Origin of the sequence: Microcoleus sp. CAWBG640 (assembly GCF_020883015.1) — a bacterium.
GTDB lineage: Bacteria > Cyanobacteriota > Cyanobacteriia > Cyanobacteriales > Microcoleaceae > Microcoleus > Microcoleus anatoxicus.
This window is the reverse complement of sequence record NZ_JAHRFC010000041.1, coordinates 1-26674: the sequence shown is the minus strand read 5'-3', so window position 1 is coordinate 26674 and position 26674 is coordinate 1. Positions and strand designations below refer to the sequence as shown.

Here is a 26674-nt window from a genome sequence, read left to right as displayed (position 1 = left end):
AATTGTTCGACTCCGGCTCCGCTACCTACGGATTGATAGTTAATTTGTACTTTGGGGTTGATTTTGTTGAAGTCTTGAAACCAACGCTGGTACAGGGGAGCGGGGAATGATGCGCCGGCTGCGGTGAGGGCGACGTCTGAGGCTAGGGCGAGTTTGCTGGGAGTAGCAGTGCCGGTGGCTGCAACGGGGGAAGCGCCGGGAGTGGCGGCGCTGTCACTGGGGCTGGGGCTGCTGCTTGTGGTTGTGCTGCCACCACCACAGGCTGCTAAGCTGAGGGCGATCGCCATTGCTGAGATTGCCGTCGTCAGCCGGTTGGAATTAATCATGTTGATACGAAAAATCATGGGTGTAAAGTTTTAGACGCTATACAGGGTGTCGGGCCCTAGCATAACGCTCGAAAGTAAAGCTTTGGTTAAGATTGTTTACATTTTACACTAAATTAAATTTTTAGTTCAAAACAAACTTGACAGTTTTGGAGCAATAAGATATTTGAAAGGGTGGGGACTGCACTGTCTCAGTGACTTTAAAACTGTTTAACCACTAGCGATAGAGCGGAAAACTAGCGTCGCATTCTCCGGTATCGTGACCCAAATAACGTAGTCAGTTAAGACTTAGGCTGGTCAGAACAGCTTGCGAGAGATTTCTCTTACAAGCTCAGTGGCTTTAGCCCTGAGTTCCTGACAGTGAATTGTAAAATATCCCGGAGAGAGAACCAGAAAACCCTACAATGGTGATTGTTTTCATAAGGTGCAAGAAATGGTGCAAGCGCCACTGCCAACATTTTCTCAGAGTTCGATCGACTTGATGTCGGAAAAATTACCGCTGCAACAACGGTTAGATAGCCTCGTAGAGCAAATAGTTAAAGGATATCGGATAGGTAGAGACGAAGCCCTGGCTTTGACAGCAATAGAGGGTCAAGAAAATATTTTACTGCTGTGCGAAGCAGCCGATCGCGTGCGTCAAGCTTGCTGTGGCAATACGGTAGACTTGTGCAGCATCATTAATGTCAAATCTGGTAACTGTTCGGAAAATTGCGGTTTTTGCTCTCAGTCGGCTCACCATCCGGGAGAAAATGTCCCGATTTATGGCTTAAAAACCTCCGATGAGATTTTAGCCCAAGCCAAGGTGGCCGAGGAAGCCGGGGCGAAAAGATTTTGTCTGGTTTCTCAAGGGAAAGGGATTAAACATAACAGCCCGAAATCCTCGGAATTTGAGCAAATTCTTGAGACAGTGCGCCGCATTATTCAGGAAACTAATGTTAAGCCTTGCTGCGCTTTGGGAGAAGTGACTGTCGAACAAGCTCAAGAATTGCGAGCGGCGGGAGTAACTCGCTACAATCACAATTTAGAGGCGTCTGAGCAGTTTTTTCCGAATATTGTGACAACTCACAAATGGAGCGATCGCACTGCTACGATTAAGAACTTAAAAGCAGCAGGCATTCAAGCTTGCAGCGGTGGAATTATCGGCATGGGCGAAAGTTGGCAAGATAGAATCGATTTAGCTTTGTCTTTGCGCGAGTTAGAGGTTGAGTCAGTACCGGTGAATTTGCTATCTGCTAGAAAGGGTACACCTTTGGGTGATTTACCTCCACTAGATCCTTACGAAGCATTAAAGGCGATCGCAATTTTTCGATTAATGCTTCCAGAGCAAATCATCCGTTATGCTGGAGGTAGAGAAGCCGTCATGGGAGAACTACAACACCTCGGCTTAAAAGCTGGAATTAATGCTATGTTAGTCGGACATTATCTGACTACTATGGGTCAACCCGCAGAGCAAGACCGAGCCATGCTTGAATCCCTCGGACTTCAAGGTGGCGAAGCACCAATTCCCGGCAGTTTTCCTGGTTAAATATTGAGTGGGTAATTTTGAGTTAAATTCATAATAGCCAGAACCCCAACTTCTTTAATAAGTTGGGGTTCTAACATATATCTGAGAAATGCTATATGTAACTGTCAACTGTCAACTGTCAACTGTCAACTGTCAACTGCTAAAATCGAATGCCTGTTCCCATAGAACTAATTTGGGCTTTTATTGGTTTACTCCTAACGATAGGAGGCGCGTTTTTTCCTGCCTTTGTTACTACTCCAATTGGGTTTTGGGACAATCGAGGATTTCAGGCTTATTCTTTAGGAGTCAACTATCAAATTGGAGCCGTTTTGCTGGTAGGCTGCATGGGTGGTAAAAATGCGGCTGCTTTATCACAAATTGCCTATATAATTTTAGGACTAACTTTGTGGCCAGTTTTTTCTCAAGGCGGCGGCATTGGCTATATTAAAGAACCTGCTTTTGGTTATTTACTGGGTTTTATTCCCGGTGCTTGGGTGTGTGGCTGGATGGCTTTTAAGGTGGCTTCGCGTCTGGAATCTATTGCTTTTAGTTGTTTGTGCGGCTTGTTTACAATTCATGCGATCGGCTTAACTTATCTGGTTTTAAGTCACTTGTTAGTGCTAGCCACCAGAACCACAAGTTTGTTTGAGCAAATCCTGAAATATTCAGTTTATCCTTTGCCTGGACAGTTGGCGGTAGTTTGTGCGATCGCATTACTGTCATTTGTTTTACGTCGAGTCATGTTTTATTAATGGTAAAATAATAGAAAATTTAGCCTATAGCCTAGGGCATAGGGAATTGGTAATTGTGCAAAATTGGGTTATACTGTCATTGCGAAACGGGAAAATAATCTCGCTGCGGTTGGGATTGCTTTCCTGCACTGCATCCTCCTCGCAATCACCCGCGAGATTTGAGTAAATTCTCCCATGCCCGATGCCCTATGTTCTACTTTCTAATTCATGCGTTTTAAAAAAAATCCCTGGTTCTGGGTTGCTGCTATTATCAGTCTAGTTTTAGACCATCTGACTAAATTTTGGGTGGTGCAAAATTTTGAATTGGCTGTTCCTCCGCAAACACAGCCACTGTTACCGGGCGTGTTTCACTTCACTTATGTTGTTAATACTGGTGCGGCTTTTAGTTTGTTTAGCAATGGTGGGGCGATTTGGTTGCGCTGGCTGTCTTTGGGCGTTAGTGTGGGATTGATGGTACTCGCTTGGTTCGGACCACGAATTAATCGCTGGGAACAAGCTGGCTATGGCTTGATTTTGGGCGGTGCACTGGGAAATGGGATCGATCGATTTGTGTCGGGGTATGTGGTGGATTTTCTCGATTTTCGCTTGATTCGGTTCCCAATTTTTAATCTGGCTGATGTTTTTATTAATGCTGGAATTATCTGTTTGTTAATTGCCACTTTCCACAGTCCACCTCCTCGAAAAAAGGACGAAAAAGATTATATTTCCGAAAATACTTGAATAAGTGAATCAATTAGACACCTCCAATAATTACTAATGACTTCTAATCCCTTTGTTGAAGAACGCTTGCTATTTGCCCCAGCAACCCCCGATGTTGACGCTATCCAGACGATTTTTGCTTTTCCCAACGAGTACACGGTTGGTATTACCAGTCTGGGCTATCAAATAGTGTGGGCAACTTTGGCAGTGCGCCCAGATATTGAGGTTGGTCGTTTATTTACTGATATCCACGAACCACTTCCGAGAACTCCAGAATTACTGGGATTTTCTTTTTCTTGGGAACTCGATTATGTGAATATTCTCAATTTATTGGAATCTCTAGAAGTTCCAATTTGGGCAACTAAACGAACAGATAGTCATCCTATAGTCTTTGGTGGTGGTCCGGTTTTTACTGCCAACCCCGAACCTTTCGCTGATTTTTTTGATGTGATTTTGCTCGGAGATGGCGAAAATCTGATTGATAATTTTATAAATGCTTTTAAAGAAGTTCGTACCGCTGACAGAAAAACTAAATTGCGCCATTTAGCACAAGTTCGGGGAGTGTATGTTCCCAGTTTGTACGAAGTGACTTATCTGGATGCCGCGGAGGGTATTCAATCAATTTGTCCCCTGGATGCAGCAATTCCCAGTGTGGTTGAAAAACAGACTTATCGTGGCAATACTTTATCTGCTTCTACTGTGGTGACATCCAAGGCTGCTTGGGAAAATATTTACATGGTGGAAGTGGTTCGGAGTTGTCCGGAAATGTGCCGCTTCTGTTTGGCAAGTTATCTGACTTTACCTTTTAGAACTGCGAGTTTGGAGGCTTCTCTAATTCCGGCAATAGACCGCGGTTTAGCTGTCACAAATCGCTTGGGTTTGTTGGGTGCTTCCGTGACTCAGCACCCGGAATTTGAAGTTTTATTAGATTATTTAAATCAGCCTAAATACGATGGTGTACGGCTTAGTCTTGCTTCAGTCCGTACCAACACGGTGACGGTGAAACTTGCGGAAATTTTGACCAAAAGAGACAGCAAATCTGTGACGATTGCGGTGGAAAGTGGCAGCGATCGCCTCCGCAAAATAGTTAATAAAAAGCTCACCAATGAGGAAATTATTCAAGCTGCTATCAATGCTAAAGTTGGAGGTTTAAAGGGCATTAAACTCTACGGCATGGCGGGAATACCGGGGGAAGAAATGGAGGATTTAGAGGCGACTGTAGCCATGCTGCGGGCTATCAAAAAAGCTGCCCCCGGTTTGCGCTTAACTTTTGGTTGCAGTACCTTTGTCCCGAAATCTCACACTCCTTTTCAGTGGTTTGGAGTCAATAAAGATGCAGAAAAAAGATTGAAGTTTTTAGATAAAGAATTGCGGAAGTTGGGATTAGAATTTAGACCGGAAAGCTATAACTGGTCTGTGATTCAGGGTTTGTTATCGAAGGGCGATCGACGCTTGTCTAAGCTGTTAGAATTAGTGCGGCATTACGGCGATACATTGGGCAGTTATCGGCGGGCTTTTAAGGAGTTGCGGGGACATTTGCCTGACATGGATTTTTATGTTTTCCAGGAGTGGGAATTGGAGCGGGTTTTGCCTTGGAGTCACTTGCAAGGACCGCTGCCCGAAGCGACTTTGAAGAAGCATTTAGCTGAGGCGATGACTCATACAAAAGGATATGAAAATTCACTAATTCGCGTTTAGTAAATTAGATTATCAAGGAGAACTGGAAAAATGACGACTGGTTTGAAAAATCCTAGTAGCTACTACATTGAGATCATCACGACTTTTCCACCGCGTCCAATTACTTGTGAAGCTGAGTTAATCGCTACACAAAATCGGATTGATTCTATTCTGAGTCGGAGAAATTTGACCCAAGACGATCGAGATTACTTAAATGTACTGGGTACTCTTGTTTATGATTACGAACAAAAATGTGAGCCAATGCCTGTTTTGAAAGGTATTGCACTACTGAAAGCGTTAATAATTGAAGACAATATTCAAGAAAAAGATTTGGTGGATATTTTTGAATCTGATTTTTTTGTATCTGAGGTTATCAATGAAAAGCGGGAATTAACGGCGAGTCAAATTAAAAAATTAGCTACTTTTTTCCATCTTTCCCCTATGGCATTTCTTGAGTATAATTAGTAGATTATGCAAATTATGAGTCCGCCTTGGCAACCAGTTTAAGATAAGATGAGGAGCGACATACTATCATACAATTATGCCAGAAGTCCAACCCAGGGAAATTCAGCGTTATGTTGCCGTAGACGGTCAAGTGCCGTTTGATAACTGGTTTGATTCGCTCCGAGATAGCAAAATTTCAACAATTATCAATAAAAGACTTAACCGAGTTATTTTGGGGAATCTGGGAGATTGTAAATCACTTGGAGAAGGAGTCTTTGAATTAAGGATAGACTATGGCCCTGGTTTCCGCATCTATTTTGGGCAAGTAGGAACAACAATTATACTTCTTCTGTGCGGAGGAGACAAAAGCACTCAAGACCGAGACATTCGCCAAGCAATAGAATACTGGACAAATTATAGGAGTTAAAAAAATGCCTAAAAGTTTACCGTATCATGACTTTTTGATAGCACGCCTAAAAAGCCCCAGTTATGCGGCAGTCTATCTGGAAACTCATTTTGAATTAGATGAAGGTGAAGAACCTGACGAAGCATTGCTCAGACTTGCTCTCAGCGATGTAGCAGAAGCTCTCGGTCAATCAAAAATGACTCCAGAACAATATGAATTGCACTTAAAAAAACTGGATGAATTGCTGTCTGAACAAGGAAGTGATGCGATTTATAGTTTGGGAACTTGGCTAAAAGCTCTGGGATTGAAACTAACTGTTGCTGTTTGTACTGAGACAGAGGATAATGATGTAAATGCTGATATTCCAGCGCAATTAACTGTTTAGTAAGATTTGAATAATGCCTAATTTTAGATATTCATCGCTAATTGATGCGACGGTTGAAAGTGTCTGGAACTTTCACGAAAGACCGGATATTTTGCAAATATTAACTCCGCCTTGGCAACCGGTGAAAATCATTCGCCGGGAGGGCGGACTTGGTGTGGGTGCTGTATCGGAATTTCGTCTTTCATTGGGGCCGATTCCGGTAAAGTGGGTGGCGACTCACACTGAATGCCAACAGTATAGGTTGTTTGTTGACGAACAAACTGAGGGACCGATGGCCAGTTGGATTCATCGACACGAGTTTACCACAGAAAATGGTAAAACTAGATTGACAGATGCGATCGCCTTTTCGATACCCGGTGGCCCGATGGTCGATCTATTATTAGGTTGGTGGGTGGAAATGCGACTAACAGATATGTTTCGTTACCGCCACGAAGTTACCAAGAAAGAGTGCGAAAAAGATGCAAACAACGGCTGAATATTACTGTGCTTTTTGCGGCGAACCGAGTACAACTTTTGTTGATATCAGCGGGGGAATGGAGCAATCATACATTGAAGATTGTCAAGTTTGCTGTCGCCCGAATGTTCTCTATATCAGAATAGATGAAGATACCCTTGATATTGAAATAGACACTGACTATCAAGAATAAGTGACTATCAAAATGTATGAATTTGATTTGAATTTGAATTGGTATAATTCATGAATTTTGAAGCTGCTGCTTCTACGAAAGCCCGAAAAATTCGAGAGTTTAGCAAACATTTTGGGGACATTTCCGGGTGCCATTGAATTGCAATCATCCACGGGTGATTTTGATACTCCATTGCTTCTACCAAAGTGTCAGAAGCCTCGGCTACAATTCGCCAATCGGATGTTACTTTCCGCACAGCTTGATGATGCCAAGAAACAACGGTTGTGGAAGTTGTTCCCATAATTTTTGCTAGCCGACTGTTGGGTTCAATTTCAATGCTATGCTCGATCGCACGAGGGGGAATTCCCGCTCCATGACTCACTTCCTCTCCGTAAGCATGGGGTACGTGAGTCACCAAACTACCACCGCTAGCTACATTCAGCATTTGCATTCCCCGACAAACTCCCAAAACAGGTATGTCAGCTTTGAAAGCTAGTTTGGCTAAGGCTAGTTCAAAGTTATCACGTTCTGCATCGATCGCATAAACTGTGCGATCGATCGTACCGCCATAAAGTTCTGGATTAATATCTCCGCCACCGGAAAAAATCAAACCATCTACTATATCAAAAATACTAGCTGGATTTAATTGATTGGGCGGCAGTAAAATCGGGATGCCGCCAGCCGCTTGCACGGCATCAATATAAGATCCATTTAAGCGATATTCGCCTGCTTGACAGCGGTTATATGTAGTGATGCCAACGATGGGAAATTTTTTCATGTTGTGGAACAGGCCAGAAAACCTGTTTCTAGTATGATGACATAGAGTCCTAAAGTAAACTGATAATTGTCAGCCATGCTGTCTAATTTGTAACAGTTTGCACTGTATTTTCCGGCAAAGACTGGCGCGTACACAAATAAACTAGAGGGCCAAACAAAGGAACTAATGTTACCGCCCAAAAAACTGTACTATTGTGCATTCCTCGGCGCGCCATGTCATCTCCCAGCAATGCCGGAAATAACAGGGAAAGCATACAAAAATCTAAACTCATTACATGAATAAAGCGGCTAGTCTGCCATTGGCTAATAAAATCTGACCAATCGCCTGTTGTCAACCCAAAGGCAACTAAAGCAGCAGCGCCTAATGTTAATATAATTCCCGTAAACCGGGAGTCTAATACCTTTAAAAAAGTATTTTTATTTCCCATAAATTCGGAATTTGGTTGCCGTAGGGCTAAATAAGGCAATAAGGCAAATGCACCGACACCAAAGGATAAAATGGCAAATAACCAGGCTGGTATTTTTTGTCCTCTACCGTCAGCAAATAAGACGCAACTATAGATGATTGGCCACACGCCCATGATATTGAACAACGCGACAATTAAAGGGTTGATTTCTGCTATTTTCCCGGTGGAAAGATTGGTAATTAAGGTCAATGTTTCGGGGCTGTCGGGAGGTGCAAATACAAAAGCGTAGGTGCTAAAGGCTATCCAAATCAGCCAAAAACCAATTTTTCTGAACATATTTACTCTTTTACTCATTTCTGCGGTTACTACTATCATAAATCAGAATCCTCCTATTTTCCAATCTGCGGCTAGTTGGATCTGCTGTTTTTTTAGGTTAGCGGAATTACTCCGATCGCCTTTTTGCCCAAATACTAATTTTTATGCTTAAATTTTTGCATAAATTGGCGATCGATCCAATCTTTCCAGTACCAGAGTAGCCGGGATTCCCACATCCAAGAGCCACGAGAGGCGATCGCCTTTTTATTCCCAGTACCAATTAGCCCTAAATATTGGGCTTGTGGTGCAAAGGGTTTTAGCGGTTTGGCTAATAAAAATCGCTGCAAATTTTCAAATAAAGGCGGGCCCTGCCGCACCGCAAATACTCCTGCTTTGGGGCGCGGATAATTAATCATCGTGCAGATATCCCCAGCGGTAAATACATGAGGGTGAGACACAGATTGCAAGTAATCATTGACTTGGATAAACCCGTTGGAGTCCGTGGCTAAACCCGATGTTTTTATCCAATTAGCTGCGGAGGCTTGTGTCACCCAAAAAATACGATTTACGTCTAATCTTAATCCGGATTCACAGGCAATTTCGTAATTGGGTATGTGGCATTCTGAACTTTTATTTTTGTCAATTATTTTGGTGTTTTTGATACCCACCACTTTTTCCATTAAGTGCAGTTTGATACCGCTATTAATGATAATCTTTTTGAGGCGATGACGTACTCTTTGGTTGTGTTGTGGCATTAATTCCGCACCGCTGTGAACCAAGTTAATTTGATAATTATCGGTTTTTCGAGCCAGACGAGATTGCATATTTAATGCTAATTCTACACCGCCGGCACCACCACCCACAATGGCAATATTCAAGGGTTGATTTAGATAATTTGCTGGGGATGTAATTAACTGATTCCAGTTAGCTAAAAACTCCGGTACTGGTTTAGCTGGAATTGCATATTCGTTAGCACCAGGTACGGATAAAGTCGCGGGAGTGCTGCCGATGTCGATCGAAAGCAAGTCAAAACTAACGGGGGGGCTATTTTGACAAATTACTTGATTTTTGTTAAAGTCGATCGCGATCGCCCGATCGACCAATATCTCGCACTGAGTAAATTCACAGAGAGAACGCAAATCGATGTGACATTCATCATAACTGTAAAAACCCGCAATGTGTCCCGGTAGCATCCCCGAATAGGGTGCGTACAGCACGTCGGTAATCAGAGTCAAATGCACTCCCGACAGCGGTTTCATGCCGAACATTTTCAATACAATAGCATGACTATGACCGCCACCAATTAAAACTAAATGTTGTGGCATGGATATTTCATGTATCAATATTAGACATCTCCCATAATTTCTGTGAGGAGTAGGGTTAGACATCCAGCCAGCCCTTGACAGCCTTTTTGGGACAAGTATATTATAGTTGCCCAAAGTGCGATCGCATCTAAGCGATGTCGCGATTTCACTCAACCAATTAGCAAATCAGCACAAATGGTTGTAGACTGTAGAACGACTAAATTTCATTAGCAAATTATGCCAGGGTGTGTTTCGATAACCGTCTCCAGAAAAGCCTGTCAATGGCTGGCTTTCGGGCTTACCCCACCATCATTTTTGGAGATGTCTAAGAACTAACTCACCATTTAACACTATGACATTAGGCATCATTCCTCGCGGTTGGCTGCGATCGATTAAACCTATTCTCCCGCTTTTATTTGCCATCTCCTTCATGATAGCACTGCTAGCGAACAACTTGATTCCGGCGATCGCCCAGCAACCACGTCAGGAAATTCGCGGAGTTTGGATGACAACAAACGACAAAGACATCCTCAGAGATCGGCGCAAAGTAACAGAAGCAGTCACCAAACTCAAACAGTTAAATTTCAACACTATTTATCCCGTAATTTGGAATTCTGGCTATGTGATGTATCCTAGTCCTGTCGCCCAACAAAGAGACATTCAACCCTTTGTGTACAGAGGCTTAGACGGACAAGATATGCTAGCAGATTTGATCGAGCAATCTCATCGCCAAGGATTGTTAGTAATTCCGTGGTTTGAGTTTGGTTTCATGACTCCTCCCAGCTCAGAATTAGCATTAAATAATCCCGATTGGCTAACACAAAAACAAGACGGAACCGAGACATCAAACGGTGCGGGTGGCGAAGTAGTTTGGTTAAACCCTTTTCATCCCGAAGTGCAGCAATTCATTACCGAACTCGTACTAGAAGTCACTACTAAATACAATGCTGATGGCATTCAATTTGACGATCACATGAGTTTGCCATCGGAATTTGGTTACGATGCCTACACCGTTGCACTGTATACTAAAGAAACCAAAAAAGCTCCTCCAACAGATTTTCAAGATCCAGCTTGGGTGCAGTGGCGAGCCAATAAAATTACGGCATTTATGTCGCAACTAAATCAAGCTGTAAAAGCAGTAAAACCCAAGGCAATTTTCTCCATTTCTCCCAATTACTACGAATTTGCTTACAAGCATCACCTGCAAGATTGGCTAGCTTGGGTAAGGTTAGATATTGCCGACGAGCTAATTGTGCAAGTTTACCGCCCAGATTTAGCCTCGTTTATTAACAAAATCAATCGCCCAGAAATGCAAGAAACCCAGAAAAAAATTCCCACAGGAGTTGGGATTATGACTGGTTTAAGAAATCGCCCAGTTCCCATGCACCAAATTCAATCTCAGGTGAGAGCCGTCCAAGAATACGGCTTAGGTGTGGCTTTTTTTTACTACGAAAGTTTGTGGGAATTAACACCGGAATCTCTTGAAGATCGCCTGTCCAAATTTCAAACTTTCTTCCCATTTTCTGCCTTCCGAACAGCTCTACAAATACCCAGACGGGCTGCTACTTTTCCGCCGCCACCACCACCAAAACCAGAACCAAAAAATCAGCCACAACGGCCTAAAAACAATAGTCAACCTTTAGCATCTCCCACTACTCAAAGAAACTAAAAATTTCCCATCAAGATGAGAGCGAGTTTCTCGGTTTAAAATAGCTTTGGCTTTCTTTGAATACCCAAATTTGATACAGAGTCTAAATTGATGTGGCAGTTTAGTCGATCGCCCTCGCAGAAGTAAGCAGCCAAAGCTACACCTTCACGGTTACACACTCGAACATTGTATCCATCTTCCATGGCCGCCATCCCAAACCGATTGACAAATTGATAGCGCCCTACATAATCCAATCCACTCCAAAGCTGGCGATTGACTAACAGGATCACCCAACTATTGCGAGAATTAGAATCCACAAACCAGCGATCGAGTAATTGTCCCCCAAATTGTTTTTGAGCCAACCACAAACTCGGAACACTCTTTTGGGTTTGGGAAAGGGGAGGCGATGGCAAATTAGCAATGTCACCCCTAGGACAACCAGGCTGTTTCCCCAATGCAGCAGGTGGCTGCGACAATAATACCGAAATAGAAATCAAACAAGCTATATAAAAATAAATATGTTTGCTCAATTGGATATAATACATTTGCCTAAATCCTTATTCCTGATATCAAATCCGGTAGCATCTAAATTATTCATCTCTCTATTCTCTCCCTCTGTGTCCTCTGTGTTCTCTGCGGTTAAATTATATCAAATCCCTTGACATGGGAATTATTATTTCTCTCTTCTCTTTCTCTGTGTCCTCTGTGTCCTAGTAAGGTTTAATCATTCCGATACAATCGGATTTGATATTATTCCGATGCTTCCAGAAACGACATTGTTTATTATTCCTTATTCCTTCAAAATTCATAATTCATGACGCTTGAATAAAGCCGCAGGCAGAAACACTGTAAAAATAGAACCGGAACCAATTTCACTTTCAATTTCAATATCCCCACCCATCATCTGACAAAAACGCTGGCTGATAGTCAGTCCCAAACCCGTACCGCCGTACTTGCGGGTAGTGGAATTATCCGCTTGAGTAAAAGGTTGAAACAGTCGTTCTTGCTGCTCTTTCGTCATACCAATGCCTGTATCTTTAACTCGGAAAATTAAAAAGTCTGAATCCAAAATTAAAATTTGAGTAACCGTCGGTTGATATTTATTTTTTAATACTTCACTGGTAATTCTGGCTACACCAAGTTCAATCGTACCTGCTGTCGAAAACTTAGCAGCATTGCTCAATAAATTCAGTAGTACCTGCTGCACTTTCATCAAATCAGCGTGCATAGCACCGATGCCCTCACCAATATTTACGTGCAAAACATTACCGTTTTTCTCCATCAGTGGTTTGACTGTAACCGCCACTTCCTCAATTAAGCCACCCACATCGAAGCTTTCGAGACAAAGTTCCATCTTGTCAGCCTCAATTTTCGAGATATCTAAAATATCGTCAATCAATCGCAACAAATGTTTGCCAGCATTACGAATTTTGTCTAAATCCGAGACAGTTTGTTCGTTCCCTAACTCTTGGGCATCTTCCACCAGTATATCGCTGTAGCCAATAATCGCGTTCAAGGGAGTCCGTAACTCGTGGCTCATATTTGCCAAAAATGCACTCTTGGCGCGGTTTGCTAGTTCAGCAGCTTCTTTTGCCAACTGCCACGCTTCCTCAGCATCTTTGCGTTCGGTGATATCCCGCAGGGTAGCAACCACTGCTTCCACGCTGCCGTCGGTAGCGCAAACCGGGCTCAGAATATACTCGTAGTCCCGTATTCCCCAGGCTGCGGTAGGGACGATGACTTCGCCTTTGGCGGGGAGGGTGGTAGCAAATACGGCGTCGCACTGTCGGTGAACTTGCTCCATAATTTTGGGAGACCAACCCAATTCTTGCCAACTTTTACCAATCATTTCTCTGGGATTCAAGCCAGCAGCTTGAGCCGCGGTGCGACTGACGTAAGTGTATCTTCCTGACTGGTTCACTAGAAAAATTAGGTCTAGGGATGCGCCCAGAATGCCGTCAACGGTTCTGGCGTGTCTGGCCACTTGAGATGTCATTTGTCTGACGGTGATGGAACCACGGACTCTGGCTGAGAGTTCTAGCTGCAAGAGTTCGTTGGATTGTCTCAGGAATAGGGTGCGTTCTTCGACTTGTATTTCTAGCTCTTTTTTAGCTTTTTCTAGGGCGAGTTCGGCAAGTTTGCGATCGCTCACATCTGTAGAAATTGTACCAACTGCATAAGCAACTCCTTGGGGGTTGTAGAGAGGAAATTTGAGGGAAATGTAGGTGTGCTGTCCGTCATCTTGAGGGACAACCTCTTCGATGCTGAACGGTGATTCCTCCTGGAGAACTTTCAGGTCGTTTCCTCGCAAAGTTTCCGCTTTTTCTTTGGGAAAAATATCCCAATCAGTTTTACCTGCTATTTGCTCTTGGCTGATATGAAATAAGGTTTCAAAATAGCGGTTGACTAGGAGATATTTTCCTTCTGCATCCTTAATGTAGATCACTGCTGTGGAGTTGTCTAAGATTGCTTGTAGTAATCCTTGGCTATTTTGTAGCGCTTTTTCAGTGTGTTCGCGATCGACTATTTCTCGCTGCAATTCCAAGTTGAGGCGGTTTAAGTATTGCAAATTTTGTCTGGTGTGATTGATATCGATCGAGCAGCAATTAGTCTCTTCTGTTGTGGATATTTTTTGGTCGAAATTAGATTCAGCGGCTGGTAATTCTAGTTGTTTGAAACTTAAAGGTTTTGGAAACAATCCCCTAGCTCCATTATCAATCAATAATTTTTTGTAATTAAAATCGAATGTTAATTGAGGCTCTAAAATTGACGGTTTTGCAAATAAGTTGGGAAATTTATCCAATTTTAACTCGTCCAACACTGGCGAATTGTCCCCGCCCTGGGGCTGAGAAGGAATTAATCCAGGGGCTGGTGTTTCTTTCGTTCCCCCATCGCACAGCCACGATCTCCCATTGGCTTGGCGGGCGATCGCCATTGCCAAGGCCATTGGCAACCCTAGGGAAGCCCCACACAATCCCACAATCAGCCCATAATTTTCCAGCCCGGTTTGGGCGATTCCCCTGACTAAAATTACTGGGGGGTTTTTTCCTGAAGAATTTAGGGTTTTTGCTGCTACTGTATAGGTTTGATTGCCTATTTTGATTTCCTTGGCAACTGCTGTACCACGGGCCATCCGTGCTGGTTTTAGTAGCACTTTTTCCATCGACTGTAAGTCTGGCAAAACTTGATTTTTGTTGACGGTTTGTGCATTTACCAAGACATATTTGCCATCCTTAACCGGTGCATAAATACCGTAAAATCCATCGACCATTGCCTTGACAGTTTCCCTAGGGGCAACCATCGGCTTTTTGCTCAGATTTTTGCCTAAAACTAAAGTAGCAATAACTGTCTGATTTTGGGGATTGTTTACGGGAATTGCGGCGTAAGTAACCAAGACATTGGTGGCGCTAAATCCCGCCGACTGCCCGGTGGGTAATTGTTTTTGTATTCCCGATTGACCCAGAATTTCGCTGATGGTAATTGGTTCTTTTTTCGCTAATACTCGATCGACTATTTTTTGAGGATTAAATTTTTCTCCCTGCTGCTGGGGATTAGTGCTAACAATTATCTTGCCATCTTTTCCTACTAAAACTGCACTGTCTATTTCCCCTGTTTTGACTTGATTTTCGAGAATTTGCTTGACAGATTTTTGCAAATATGGTGATTTTTTGCCACTATTGTAAGCTATGGCTGTTTGGGCGATCGACTGATTATCAAAAAAGCTTGGCAAATTCAAAGCCCAGCGATCGACTTTGAGATTATAGTTAATTTCACTAACAGCTAGTTCTGATTTAGCTTGATTTTGCAGTTGGCTAAGTCCCGCTGTCCACATCATCCACAGCGCCGCACCTGCAAGTCCCAGTGGCAATATAATTGCTAAAACCACCAGTCCCATTAGTTGTTGGCGGGTGAGAAACAACTTGTCAGTCCCAGCAAGACTGACAACAGGGGTGAATTTTTCGGAACTTTCTGTGATATTTGGCTGCGGACAATTTGACTGACCGTTGTTTAAGTTAGTCTGATCCATAGGAGTAGATGCTAAATCGGTAGTAGATGCGGGCTGCCAATTAATCTAGAGGATCGGAATGTTAATGTTTAAATTCTGCTCTTAATTACCTGGAGAAACCAGTTTTTTTTTTAATCCCACAACCGCCTGCCCCCTTTGCCACCAAGGTGCTGGTGAGTATCTGCCAGCAGGGCCGGAATATCTAACTTTTCGGGACAGCGGGGCAAACATTCGCCACAATCGGTGCAGCGGTTGCCCTTATTTCCAGGAAACCAATGTCCAGCGTTTTCAAACATGGCGTAGCGGTATTTCCCAAAGTCAGTCATGTTGCAGCCGACAGCGAGATTGCGGAGTCGCAATACTTCAGGAATATTGATATTTTCTGGGCAGGGCAAACAGGCATAGCACTGGCTACATTTGTTCGTTCCCAGACTGGCTGCCATTACAGATTCTAAGCGATCGAACGCAGTAATTTCCATCGCACTCAGGGGAAAGTCGCGATCGCAACATCTGAGTGGTTCCTCTAATTCCATCGGGTTGGCTGCCCCCACACTCAACGTCCCAATCCTAGTATCACTCAATAAAAACCGATAATTCAACTCTAGGGGTGAGAACGGCCTACATATTTCTGTCAGGGTTTCGGGCGCAGTGTAGAGTTGCCCCCCTTTGTCTGCGGGAGAAATAATAAAAATGCCCAGATCTTTTTGGCTGGCTAGTTCAATGGCCGGGGCGTTGCGCTGAAAAAAATAGTAATAATGCAGATTGACAAATTCAAACAAATCTGTATTGATAGCGGCCAGAATTAGCTCTAAGGGTCCGTGAGTGGAAAAGCCGACGTGCCGAATTCTGCCATCGGCAACAGCTTTGTCTACAGTTGCCATACAGCCTGTTTCTGCTTGTACCCAAGCCAAATGTTCCCAAGTATTTAAACCATGAATTGCCAGACAGTCTAGGTAGTCTAAATTCAGGCGTTTTAGGGACTCATCAATCGAGCGTTCCATGGCCTCTGCATCGGGCGTTGGCGAAATTTTCGTGGTGACGTGCAAGCGCGATCGATCCACAGCCAACCCAGCCGACAGGGCGACACCGAGATATTCCTCGCTGCAACCATAACCAGAGGCTGTTTCTATGTGATTGATGCCCAGAGACACAGCCTGCTGTACAGTCTGGCAGGCAGTTTCCTCAGAAGCCAAATAGCGCATGGTTCCCAAGGAAAATACGGACAGGGGCAAGTTCGTTTTGCCAAACCTTCGATAGCGCATATAGCAGAAGCAAGAAGCAAGAAGCAAGAAGGTAGAAGGCAGAAGGAAAATTCAATAAAATCAATGGTTTGAGAAATTAAAAATTTCCTAACTGCCGAGAACGTTTCTATACATAACTACTACGAAGTTTCTCCCGAACTAAAGCCACTGCCTTTAATCAAATCCTCTGGACGAAGATTTGAAATAAATTCTCGGAAAGCTCTACGTTCGGCTTCATCAGCATCTCGATCGACCGGTATGGAAGCATCAGCGATCACTTCTTCCATCACCCAGATGGGGCTATTTGTCCGCAGGGCGAGGGCGATCGCATCGCTAGGTCGGGCATCGATTTCTTTTTTAACTTCTCCCTGACGGGCAATCAGTACGGCATAGAAGGTGTTATCTTGCAGGGAGTGAATCACGATTCGCTCCAATGTGAGATTCCAGGCTTCTAAGAAATTGACCATGAGATCGTGAGTTAAAGGTCGAGGAGGCTTGTGGCCTTCTAGAACGCTGATAATCGCCTTGGCTTGCTCTTGACCAATATAAATAGGCAAGGCGCGTCGCTCTGTAGCGTCTCTCAATAAGACTATAGGACTGCGCGTGGCTGCATCTAAGGCAATTCCAGCGACTTTCATTTCAATCATTCGATCGGCCTCATAGAATACTGTAAGGCGGTGGAAAACTTGGACATCAAGATGACCTGAATCCAGTATGACTCGATCTTCGCCTGAATCTACAACCGATCGCACTCAAAATAATCTACCGAAAGAGGCAATACCATCACCCGTGGCTACCTCCGATCGAATTTTGGCTGTGGTTTGACGTGAATCCGCGATCGAAATACCATAAGATACCCATGTTTACAGGACTAATTCAATCTCTCGGACAACTGAAGTCCCTAGGAAATGACCGCTTTCAAATTTCCTGCACCTCCAGCAGCTCGCACCAGATTTTACACGATTTGGCGATCGGCGATAGCGTAGCCGTGGATGGTGTCTGTTTAACAGTAGTGTCCGTTTTGCCCCAAGGTTTTGTCGCCATCGCTTCCCCCGAAACCCTCAGACGCACTAATCTCGGAGCATTCCCCGATGCTATTGTTAACTTAGAAACCTCCCTACGCGCCGGCAGTAAGTTAGGCGGACATTTTGTTACCGGGCACGTAGATGCGATCGGCACTTTAGCCACATCAACCCAAACCGCCAACGCCTGGGAAATGCGGTTTACTGCCCCAACAGCTATCAATTCAGGATGGCAACGTCAAATAGCACCTTACATTGTTCCCAAAGGCAGCATCGCCGTCAACGGCATCAGCCTGACTGTCGCAGATTGCGATGCAGACGGCAATTGGTTTGAAGTAGCCGTGATTCCCCACAGTTTTGATGAGACGAACCTCCGCTATTTGCAGCCAGGAAGTTTAGTTAATTTAGAAGCAGATATTTTAGGCAAATACGTCGGCAAGTTCCTCCGTAGCAGTTATCAACTACATCCCGAAGCCTGGGAAGAAACCCCAGCCATTAACAGTTTGGCGGACATTACCCCGGAATTTTTAGCAGAACACGGCTTTATTTAATAATATTTATTTCTGAGTCGGTGCAGCCGGAAAATTTTTTAGGTGGTAAGTAAATCCACCTAATTAAACGTAAGATACAGGTGGCTAAAAAGCTTGCTGTATGAGCATTCTTCACCTCGATTTTTCCCCCTCCCCCATCCCCCCTTGGGGGGGCTTGGGGGGGGGTGACTTCTTCCTTCTACTTAGCAGTTTCAACCACCTAGTTTCCGAGCCTCATAATCCTTCTTTTCCCATAACAATCCCGCAACAATCGCCACCTGTGACAGCAAAAATAATCCGGCAATTAATAGCTTTTGAATACCTGTTGTATGTCTCCAGGGATAAGCAAGTAAATTCAAATAAAATGACGGATTTTGCAGTTTCCCTTTAGTCGCAGTTTGAGCAGTAACTTGCTGAAACAAAAAAGCACCTTTACCGTAATTGAATTGCTGTTGCCAAAATTGGTGCAGTGTCAGTTTGTGGGCATGATAGACTATAACTTCGGGAGCATAAATGGCGTTATACCCAGAGTTAAGCCACCGATGGCAAAATTCCCGGTCTTCTCCAGCGAAGGAAAAACTTGTCCCAAAGCCACCAATTTTTTGGAAGGATTCAGCCGGAAGGGCAAAATTGTTGGAAGTGAAATATTTGGCGCGATCGGGAATAGCATTATAATAACTGTAAAGGTAGTCGATCAATTGCTGGCTTGCAGTAGAATATATGTTATCAGGAAGGGCATTAATAATTCGACCTCCAATTAAACAATTTGGTGTTTGGGTAAATCTATTTTCTAGAGTTTGCAGCCAGTTAGGTGCCACACTACAATCATCGTCTGTAAATACTAAAAATTTGCCTGTGGCTGCACAAGAACCAGTATTTCGGGCGATGGCTGGCCCTGAATTACGCTGGGTTAAAAGTATGAGATTTAAGTTGTTTTGAAACGGAGCAACTGTTGATACTAGAGATATTTCGGTACTATCATTAACGACTATAACTTGAAAGCGATCGCGCGGATATTCAAGTTTAGCAAAAGACTGGAGACAGGTCGTCAATTTTTCAGGACGAGCATAGGTAGGAACGATAATTGAAAATAAAATTGGCTCTAGGTTCATTATCACTGATATATTTCAATTTTTCAAACGATACAGCACTGGTTCGGTATTAAAATCTCTACCGAAAACTGGTTCCAGCGGGCCCTCGGCACCAGTCAGCTTAGAGAGAGCTTTTCTGGTTGCTGCGTCTGTATCAGTCAATGGCCCGAATCCAATTATACTAACCTGATTTTGCCGCAGGTTGTCAATCCATCCAGAAAGTCTATCTGTTCTAAAAGGTACATACAAAACTTGCCTATTCAAATTTTTTCCGTAAAAAAGGTAGCTACGAGAACTCAAAAAGAATCCAATTTTTTCATTGGGCACAGTATTCTCATTAATATATTCGTCAATACCACGATACAGTGCTGTGCGAGCAACATCTCGCTGTTCCCTCCAATTCCCAATTACTATCAATCCTATACAGATACCAATTATCACTAGGTAATTTAATTTATGCCTGAAAAGAGATTGAAATACATTATTTTGCCAGCCTAAGCGAGGATTTGTTTTTAATAATATCCCAGCCACTACTGAGATTGACACCAGATACAATATCGGGTAGATGAAAATATCATTCCAACTGCTAGCCAAGATTTTTCCTATAGTCTCAAGAGCTTCTAATGGATTAGACTTAAAACTGTCAATCAGCCAACCTCCCCACACAATACTATCTCCGGTAAAAGAAGCATTTTTAATATAATCAAAAATTGTATTGCTTGTAATTCCCAAAAAAGTGCTAACCACCACAACATTCACCACGAAGTGATTGCGAGTTTTCAACAGAGTTGCTGTAGCTGCGGCTGCGATCGCCAGTACACTTAAAAATGGAAATCCGTATCTGAGGTTAAAACCCAGTAGAGGACTTATTTCACCTATTGACTCTCCCCCAGTACCAGAACTGTAAGGTGTAATAAGATACATAATTCCTGTACTGGCAAGCAGTACACTCAATATAATAGTATTTTGATTAATTAGTTTATTTTTAGCTGTTTTCAAAGCCAGAGGTGCTGCTAATACCTGCAAAACAAGTGCCATAAATGGCACTTGCAATCTAATCATAATTTGCAATCCGAGAGTTTTCCAGTGATCGATATTGCTAGGATTGAATTGAGCGGCTAAAGTGCTTTGCCAAATCTTGAAATGTGGCGAATCTGGCTGCTTGGGGAGTGCTGGTGTTGGTGGCTTTACTGTGGATGGTATGGTAACTGGTTGTAAAGGAAATTTAATCTCTTTAGTATCAACTATCGGATGATTGATGTGCAACAAATTTCTGCCATACCAAAAACCTCCTAAAAGTAAGAAAAGAACTAGACCACCTAGCAATATAGGCTTGAAAAAATAAATGATTTTAAATTGATTTGGTCTAGGAGTTTTATTAACTACAAATTTATGAATTTCTAAGATTCCTAATCCGGTTAAAAGTGAGACTGCGTAGACTAGACCAGTTATTTTGATTCCCGCTAGCATTCCCGTGGCTGCAAAAAAGAGGGATAGTTCAGATAAGAAACGGCTTTTATAATAACAAAAACCTAAATATAAACCAACTGTAAATATGGCAGATAGCGGTAAATCCGGGTGAATAGTGTTAACTTGGTTCAGCATCATTGGCACTGTCAATATCAAAGCTGACGCGGCCATGCCATGAACTCTACTTGCTCCAAATTTAACACTCAAAAGATACACTGAAAGTCCCTGAATTACCCAAGCAATTAGCAGAGGAAACGCTACTAAAAAATCAGATTTGAAGGGAAACAAACACAAGACAGACAAAATATGCCAATTGTAAGGATATACTCTCGCTTGCTCTTGTTCAAAAATCCAATTACCAGTGGCATCTAATAACGTCAATGAACCTGTTTGATACCATCGGGCAATGGCAGGCAGATGAAACCACAATGAATCATAATTCGTTATCGGTTTTGTGGCGAGATTTCCCAATAGCAAAAATCCCACAAAGCCCACTGAAAAAATAATGAGCCATTCCCATTGATTGCGAGTTTGATTGACGAATAATTGGTGCGGGTTTAGGAATTGAATTATTTGATTTAGTAGGGGATAATTTACGATTAAACCTAATATAAATATTCCCAATTCTGCTAAAATAACTACCGAAATATTTAAGACATCAAAACTTCCTAAAATCAACCCTGTAGAGACTTGTACTATGCTCCAGCCAGTCAGAAAAATGAGGGAGAAATGGGACAATGAATAGTTGCTTCTTTCTTGATGATTGAGAAATGCCACAAAAAAACTTAAGGGAATGGGACTGACTAAAATCATCAGAAATAAAATTAATTCCCACAAATGTTGTGCTACGAGCATAGCTACAATTTACTCCCTATTTTGATGACTCTGTTTAAATCGTGTTCACTAAAAATCGGGGTGGTTGGAAATATAATCGGCGATTTTGGCGATCGACTTTCGCATTTCTGTATCGCTGCCACTGGTGTTGTCAATTACAGTGATCACATAGGCTTCACCGTCAATACTCATTGCTAAAGTTGTGCCGAGTACCAGGGAATTTTCTCCAGTTTTTTCACCTAGCCACTGTGCTTTCGTTCCTTGCAAAGCCGCAAATCCCAGATTGCGATCGTACTGTCGGTTGAGAGTCTCCACTAACAGTTTAGCACCGGGTGTTTCGCCGTTGTAAATTTGTACCATCATTTCAGTGAGTTCGTTAACAGTCAATCGGTTCGCACCACTACCAGGGTTACTAGGCATAATCTGTGCTCCCATTAATTTGAAGTTGACACGGGTTACTTGGTAGCCACGATTTGCTAAGAATTGATTGATGTAATCGGAACCCAAGTAATCGATCAGTTGATTGGTGGCAATATTGCTACTGCGATCGATCATTTCTTCTAACAGTTTCTGTAGCGGGTAATTGCGATCGGACAAAATCTCCGTCGATGAGTCTTCAGTAAAATTACCAGAATCAACAAATACTTGTTTGTTAAGACTGATTTTTTCTTGTGCCACTTTTTGCATCAGGGCCACAGCAATCGGCAGTTTAATTAAGCTAGCTGGACTCACCGGAGGTAAATCGCCTCGCAGGTGAACGCAGTCTCTAGAAAGGTGGCAAATGCCGATGGAAGCTTGATTCGATAAGCCACTTTCCCTGGCAACCGAAGCCAAAAAATCCGATTTTGCTTGTTTGACTTCCAAGCCTGCTGCCGTTAGATTGTTTCGGTATTCTTGAATTTTTGAAGCCGTTAAACTCGCTAAAAATGAATTTTGGGGAACTTCGTACAAATTGTTCAGGGCTTGTTGCCACAGAAATTGAATTTTCTGCGCATATTCGAGGGACTGATTTGGCTCTCGTCCAGCTTCTGCCGCTTCGTTTGCTAAACGAACTGCTTGCTGTAAGTTATCGTTAGCCCGTTGTTCTACTAATATTTGAACCTCGACTGATTGCAACTCCTCTATGAGTTTTTCAGGAGTATTCGTATTGAAGGGAACTAACCGGGAAAGTAGAGTTGGTTCGGGAGAGGGAGACGGAGGTTGTTCTAATTGACTGATAATGCGATCGCGGATTTTGTAAAGTTCGTCCAGGGAACGCTGATTTGATGATTGAGAAAATGAACTGGCGATCGTTAATATCTGAATCAGTCCAATTCCAGCTACTACTGCGACAGTCTTGTTGGTCGCCGAAAAAAAACGCCCTATCCCCAGCATGGTCAACTCCTGAACACCACCACACTCAATATAAGCAGCTATGGTTACAGGAGTCAAACCATTTTAGATTTTCGATTCTAGATTCTCAATGTCAGACTGAGGAATCCTAGTAAAAATCAACGGCGATGCTAGATCAAAAAAAGGGCGATTAATCGCCCCACACCATATATTAGACCTCTCCCATAATTCCGCTGTTACAGGCCCGACAGCCTGCTCAAGACCAGCTTTTTGCGAGAGGTCTACTATATACAATCTACTTTCGCCGTCGGCGCGGCCCATCGGCACCCAAGCGATTCAGGTAGTCCCAGCCACGTTGTGGCCAGACATGAGTGTTACCAGTCTTTTCGGCAATCCAGCGAGCTACTTTTGGCCCCGTCCAATTTCCCCCATCGGGGGCTAACCCTTGCAGCGCTTGTCGCAGTTCTTCTTGCTGTTCTGGATTCAGCAAAGATTTAGCAGGAGGTGGTTGGCGGTCTCCACTGCGGTTTCTCACAGAGTTAGGTCCTTCCCGGTTATAGCGCTGGACAATTTCTTTGGCATAGTCGTAGTTAATACCTATAACTTGAGCCGCTTCTTTGATAGTCCAATTTCTGGAAACCAATAATAGCAAGTGCCAGCGACGGGACTCTGTAGTGTTGTCGGCCTGCCGGTAGCGAATTTTGAGTTCCTCTGCCGTCAGGTGAGATTCTAAGTGGGCTTTAGGTGGCATTCCTCCATCGGGGCATCGGGAACTTCTCTCCATATATCTTTGGCTTTGGCTATTATTCCGGATAAAATCCTGATTCGGAGATATTTGGGCAAATAGAGAGTTTGTTTTATATGGTTTCCGATTGCATCGGAATGATGTAACAGCAGAGGACGCAGAGAACGCAGAGAGAGACAAGAGAGATGAATAATTCCGATGAAGAGAGGACTTGATATTACCCGATCGTAATCCTTGGGCTACAACCACCCAAGGACCAGACTAGGTGGATGGATAAACGTAGTCCTTGAACTTTCTTCCTGCTTCTGAAATTACACCCTAACGTTCTGCCAAATCTTAATTGTTTTATCACTACTACCGCTAGCAATCAATTCTCCTTCGGGACTAAAATTAACTGAATAAACGGAATTTGTATGACCGGCAATATTACAAACTTCTTCACCATTTTTGACTTGCCAAATCTTGATGATTTGATTACTACTGCTGGCAATACTCTCGCCATCAGGACTAAAAGCAATGGAATCCACATACCAAGAATGACCTGTAATACTTAAAATCTCTTGCCAATCTTTCACCCACCAAATTTTGATAGTATTGTCGTGACTGCCACTGGCAAGAAACTCTCCGTTGGGACTAAAAGCGATACAGCGCACGCAGTCTGTATGTCGGGTAAGCGTCCGAAGTAGTTTCCCATCTTTGACTCGCCAAATCTTAATTGTTCTGTCCCAACTACTGCTAGCCAAAATTTCTCCATCGGGACTGAAAGCCACAAAATAAACTAAGTTTATGTGACCCGCTAGTGTGCGAAGTTCTTTCCCATCTTTAACTCGCCAAATTTTAATTGTTTTGTCCCAACTACTACTAGCAATAGTTTCACCATCGGGACTAAAAGCCAAGCCATAAACTGAGTTAGTGTGACCAGTAAGGGTGCAAATATCTAGACCATCTTTCATTCGCCAAAATTTGATATTTTTGTCGTGGCTGCTGCTAGCCAATATCTCTCCATTAGGGCTAAATACTACTGTATGAATGGAGTTAGTATGTCCGCTTAGGGTAGTAATTTCTGCTGCTGTTTCTACTCGCCAAAGTTTGATGGTTTTGTCATCACTGGCGCTAGCGATAACTTCTCCGTTCGGGCTGAAATCAACACAGGAAATTAAATTTTTATGACCTGTCAATGTGTGAATACATTGCCAGTTATTAGTCTGTTTTTGGCGCTGATTGTTCTGGGATATAGGTTTATTTGGCTTGGTAATTGTTTGGGGAATTGTCAAATTTAGGGTAGCTTTAGGATTCAAAATTTTTAATACTGCACCCGCCGTTTGATAGCGGCGATTAGTAGCATTTTCAATCATTTTGTCTAAAATTTGACCTAATTCTTCAGAAACTGGGTTGTTGCCTAAATACTGTCGCCATATCCACGTATCTTCACCCGGATCGAACAGGTCAAATGGGGAAACTTGAGTTAGTAAATAAAGGCAAGTTACGCCTAAACTGTATAAGTCGCTGGTGAAAAATGCTTTGCCTCTAGCTTGTTCTGGGGCGATGTATTCGGGGCTACCAATGCTGGTTCCTGTTTTGAGTAATGCTGTACCTGTGGCAATTTTGGCTGCCCCAAAGTCTACTAAAACTAATTGTTGGTCGGCACGACGAATTATATTTGCTGGTTTGATATCTCGGTGAATAACATTGTGTGAGTGAATGAAGTGAAGTACGGGTAGTAAGCTATTGAGTAAGTCTTGAATTTGACTTTCTGTGAAAATGCCTTCGGTTTCTACAATTTGCGCTAGGTTTTGCCCGTCGATAAATTCTTGGACTACATATTGTCGGTTGTCTTGGATGGAATATGCTAATAATTCGGGAATCTGAGGATGTTTGCCTAATTCGTCTAATCGCATTGCTTCTTGTTCAAAAAGTTCGGCTGCTTTTTTGCTGTTGCGATTGCTGGCTGAGGGGATTAGTGGGGTTTCCGGGGGTAAAAATTGTTTGATGACGCAGCGAGGCTTTGAGGGTTTGTCTTCGTCAACGGCGAGCAATGTTCTGCCAAAACCGCCTTGTCCTATCGCCTTGAGTGCTCGATAGCGATCGCGCAGGAGCAGTTTCGAGCGACAATTTTTGCATAGTTTGGCTGCGTCGGGGTTTTCTGGCTTGGAACAGTTAGGATTTAGGCAGTAACTCATGGGATTTTGAATTTGGGATTTGAGATTTGTGACGATCGCGCCTTGAGATATCCCCTTACCGCCAACGCTGTTTGATGTTTCGGCTGGATTGACACGGAAAACTTGTTTAACTCTCGATCGACAATCTTCTCTAGGAGCAGAGTTTACCACGGAGCGAAAAACCTCTGTTGCGAAAGCTGGATCGCGCTTACTGTAGGCTGGTGTCTTTTTTTTTCGAGTAAAGTCAATTTGGTCAAGGCCTCTGAGATGGTGTGTGAGTGGAGAAAGTCCTTCCCAAGGTAATGCCATCTCAACTGTGGTTTGATTTTGAGGAGCCTTAGCTGGTTTCACTTCATTTTATGCGATCGGTCTTTCGATCGGCATTACCCGCCGGCTACTAAAGTACCATCCTGGGAAGTCAGCTATTTGGGCAGACCTTCACTCCCTTCTCTAATCCATGGACTGCTCGATCTATAAATCTATGGTGTTACCAGGCTCTGTTCCACATCTGCCCCACTTCACTTTTGCTCGCGCCAACGACTTTGATCCGGGACCTAACTTTCTGACGGATCTCGTAAGTATAGGGTTTTGCGTCATCCAAGGGCGATCGACCCACAGCAGCCAAGGCTAATTCCCGTCGATGGCATCAATATCTTGACGCTTACTACATATATATGTGTACTGCTAACCTGCGGACATGATTAGTCCCATGATGTTCTACCCATAAAAATGCTATCTACCCCAAGCACAGTCCCGCCCAAAAACCCACTTTCCGGGTCACTCTTGAGACTAATGGCGAAAAAGGGATCAGCTTGTAGGATAGCCTAGGGATTCTTAAGAGGCGAAAGCCATACAGTGTATAGGCTCACCAAAAGCTCAAAAATATTTTCACAAAACGCTTGACAACATCTTGCGGAATAAGTATATTAATAAAGCGCCGGAAGGGAAGTGGTTCACTGAACCACAACCGGAAGGTA

At 43.3% G+C, this 26674-nt stretch carries 24 protein-coding genes and 1 pseudogene; 11 read left to right on the top strand and 14 right to left on the bottom strand.

Annotated features, from left to right (window positions below; all coding sequences use genetic code 11):
* A pseudogene (locus AAFP11_RS19410) lies at nt 1–344 on the bottom strand (phosphate ABC transporter substrate-binding protein PstS); the annotation flags it as partial.
* Between the two features lie 460 nt (nt 345–804).
* Between AAFP11_RS19410 and bioB the strand changes: the two are divergent.
* The 9 genes from bioB (at nt 805) to AAFP11_RS19365 (ending at nt 6837) form a co-directional block, all read left to right on the top strand.
* Nucleotides 805–1848 (top strand): biotin synthase BioB, encoded by a 1044-nt coding sequence (gene bioB, locus AAFP11_RS19405; protein ID WP_341738557.1) that lies wholly within the window; start codon nt 805–807, stop codon nt 1846–1848.
* Between the two features lie 149 nt (nt 1849–1997).
* Nucleotides 1998–2579: a biotin transporter BioY gene (locus AAFP11_RS19400; protein WP_341738533.1), complete on the top strand. Its 582-nt coding sequence runs from the start codon at nt 1998–2000 to the stop codon at nt 2577–2579.
* A gap of 207 nt (nt 2580–2786) precedes the next feature.
* The gene (gene lspA / locus AAFP11_RS19395) at nt 2787–3299 is read left to right on the top strand and encodes a signal peptidase II (protein WP_341738532.1); all 513 of its coding nucleotides are present in this window, start codon (nt 2787–2789) and stop codon (nt 3297–3299) included.
* Between the two features lie 36 nt (nt 3300–3335).
* Nucleotides 3336–4976, top strand: coding sequence for a radical SAM protein (locus tag AAFP11_RS19390; RefSeq protein ID WP_341738531.1), 1641 nt, complete (start codon nt 3336–3338; stop codon nt 4974–4976).
* Between the two features lie 30 nt (nt 4977–5006).
* A complete protein-coding gene (locus tag AAFP11_RS19385) occupies nt 5007–5420 on the top strand; it encodes a transcriptional regulator (protein WP_341738530.1) in 414 nt (137 codons plus the stop codon).
* Nucleotides 5421–5496: 76 nt separating this feature from the next.
* Nucleotides 5497–5826 carry a type II toxin-antitoxin system RelE/ParE family toxin gene (locus AAFP11_RS19380; RefSeq protein ID WP_341738529.1) on the top strand — a complete coding sequence of 110 codons (330 nt, stop codon included), beginning with the start codon at nt 5497–5499 and terminating at the stop codon, nt 5824–5826.
* A 4-nt stretch (nt 5827–5830) separates the two neighbouring features.
* On the top strand, nt 5831–6190 hold the full coding sequence (locus AAFP11_RS19375; protein WP_341731764.1) for a transcriptional regulator: 360 nt from the start codon (nt 5831–5833) through the stop codon (nt 6188–6190).
* 13 nt (nt 6191–6203) lie between these two features.
* Nucleotides 6204–6665, top strand: a complete 462-nt coding sequence (locus AAFP11_RS19370) for an SRPBCC family protein (RefSeq protein WP_341738528.1) — start codon at nt 6204–6206, stop codon at nt 6663–6665.
* Entirely contained in the window at nt 6649–6837 is a 189-nt protein-coding gene (locus tag AAFP11_RS19365) for a CPXCG motif-containing cysteine-rich protein (protein ID WP_194063809.1), read from the top strand. The genes AAFP11_RS19370 and AAFP11_RS19365 overlap by 17 nt, the downstream gene beginning before the upstream one ends.
* 7 nt (nt 6838–6844) lie before the next feature.
* On the opposite strand, the gene AAFP11_RS19360 is transcribed toward AAFP11_RS19365, so the two are convergent.
* The 4 genes from AAFP11_RS19360 to AAFP11_RS19345 all read right to left on the bottom strand — a co-directional run bounded on the left by AAFP11_RS19360 (nt 6845) and on the right by AAFP11_RS19345 (nt 9789).
* Entirely contained in the window at nt 6845–7594 is a 750-nt protein-coding gene (locus tag AAFP11_RS19360) for a gamma-glutamyl-gamma-aminobutyrate hydrolase family protein (protein WP_341738527.1), read from the bottom strand.
* A gap of 82 nt (nt 7595–7676) precedes the next feature.
* Nucleotides 7677–8336 carry a DUF2834 domain-containing protein gene (locus AAFP11_RS19355; RefSeq protein ID WP_341738556.1) on the bottom strand — a complete coding sequence of 220 codons (660 nt, stop codon included), beginning with the start codon at nt 8334–8336 and terminating at the stop codon, nt 7677–7679.
* A gap of 134 nt (nt 8337–8470) precedes the next feature.
* Entirely contained in the window at nt 8471–9640 is a 1170-nt protein-coding gene (locus tag AAFP11_RS19350; RefSeq protein ID WP_341738526.1) for an FAD-dependent oxidoreductase, read from the bottom strand.
* 20 nt (nt 9641–9660) lie between these two features.
* Nucleotides 9661–9789, bottom strand: a complete 129-nt coding sequence (locus AAFP11_RS19345) for a hypothetical protein (RefSeq protein WP_341738525.1) — start codon at nt 9787–9789, stop codon at nt 9661–9663.
* Nucleotides 9790–9971: 182 nt separating this feature from the next.
* Between AAFP11_RS19345 and AAFP11_RS19340 the strand changes: the two genes are divergently transcribed.
* The gene (locus tag AAFP11_RS19340) at nt 9972–11288 is read left to right on the top strand and encodes a glycoside hydrolase family 10 protein (protein WP_341738524.1); all 1317 of its coding nucleotides are present in this window, start codon (nt 9972–9974) and stop codon (nt 11286–11288) included.
* A gap of 35 nt (nt 11289–11323) precedes the next feature.
* Here the strand turns inward: AAFP11_RS19340 and AAFP11_RS19335 are convergent, their stop codons facing one another.
* The 4 genes from AAFP11_RS19335 to AAFP11_RS19320 all read right to left on the bottom strand — a co-directional run bounded on the left by AAFP11_RS19335 (nt 11324) and on the right by AAFP11_RS19320 (nt 17161).
* Complete coding sequence (locus AAFP11_RS19335) at nt 11324–11812, bottom strand: hypothetical protein (RefSeq protein WP_341738523.1); 489 nt, start codon at nt 11810–11812, stop codon at nt 11324–11326.
* Nucleotides 11813–12072: 260 nt separating this feature from the next.
* Entirely contained in the window at nt 12073–15294 is a 3222-nt protein-coding gene (locus AAFP11_RS19330; RefSeq protein WP_341738522.1) for a PAS domain-containing sensor histidine kinase, read from the bottom strand.
* A 110-nt stretch (nt 15295–15404) separates the two neighbouring features.
* Nucleotides 15405–16535: an aldo/keto reductase gene (locus tag AAFP11_RS19325; protein WP_341738521.1), complete on the bottom strand. Its 1131-nt coding sequence runs from the start codon at nt 16533–16535 to the stop codon at nt 15405–15407.
* Between the two features lie 119 nt (nt 16536–16654).
* Nucleotides 16655–17161, bottom strand: a complete 507-nt coding sequence (locus AAFP11_RS19320; protein WP_340524078.1) for a bifunctional nuclease family protein — start codon at nt 17159–17161, stop codon at nt 16655–16657.
* Nucleotides 17162–17373: 212 nt separating this feature from the next.
* Here AAFP11_RS19320 and AAFP11_RS19315 point away from each other — a divergent pair, with 212 nt between their 5' ends.
* Nucleotides 17374–18087 (top strand): riboflavin synthase, encoded by a 714-nt coding sequence (locus AAFP11_RS19315; protein WP_341738520.1) that lies wholly within the window; start codon nt 17374–17376, stop codon nt 18085–18087.
* A gap of 191 nt (nt 18088–18278) precedes the next feature.
* Here the strand turns inward: AAFP11_RS19315 and AAFP11_RS19310 are convergent, their stop codons facing one another.
* The 5 genes from AAFP11_RS19310 to AAFP11_RS19290 form a co-directional block, all read right to left on the bottom strand.
* The gene (locus AAFP11_RS19310) at nt 18279–19178 is read right to left on the bottom strand and encodes a glycosyltransferase (RefSeq protein ID WP_341738519.1); all 900 of its coding nucleotides are present in this window, start codon (nt 19176–19178) and stop codon (nt 18279–18281) included.
* A 15-nt stretch (nt 19179–19193) separates the two neighbouring features.
* Nucleotides 19194–21482, bottom strand: a complete 2289-nt coding sequence (locus AAFP11_RS19305) for a hypothetical protein (protein WP_341738518.1) — start codon at nt 21480–21482, stop codon at nt 19194–19196.
* Nucleotides 21483–21530: 48 nt separating this feature from the next.
* Nucleotides 21531–22892 carry a serine hydrolase gene (locus AAFP11_RS19300; protein WP_341738517.1) on the bottom strand — a complete coding sequence of 454 codons (1362 nt, stop codon included), beginning with the start codon at nt 22890–22892 and terminating at the stop codon, nt 21531–21533.
* Between the two features lie 196 nt (nt 22893–23088).
* Nucleotides 23089–23544, bottom strand: coding sequence for a helix-turn-helix domain-containing protein (locus AAFP11_RS19295; RefSeq protein ID WP_341738516.1), 456 nt, complete (start codon nt 23542–23544; stop codon nt 23089–23091).
* Nucleotides 23545–23849: 305 nt separating this feature from the next.
* Nucleotides 23850–25718, bottom strand: coding sequence for a serine/threonine-protein kinase (locus tag AAFP11_RS19290; protein WP_341738555.1), 1869 nt, complete (start codon nt 25716–25718; stop codon nt 23850–23852).
* Between the last annotated feature and the right edge of the window lie 956 nt (nt 25719–26674).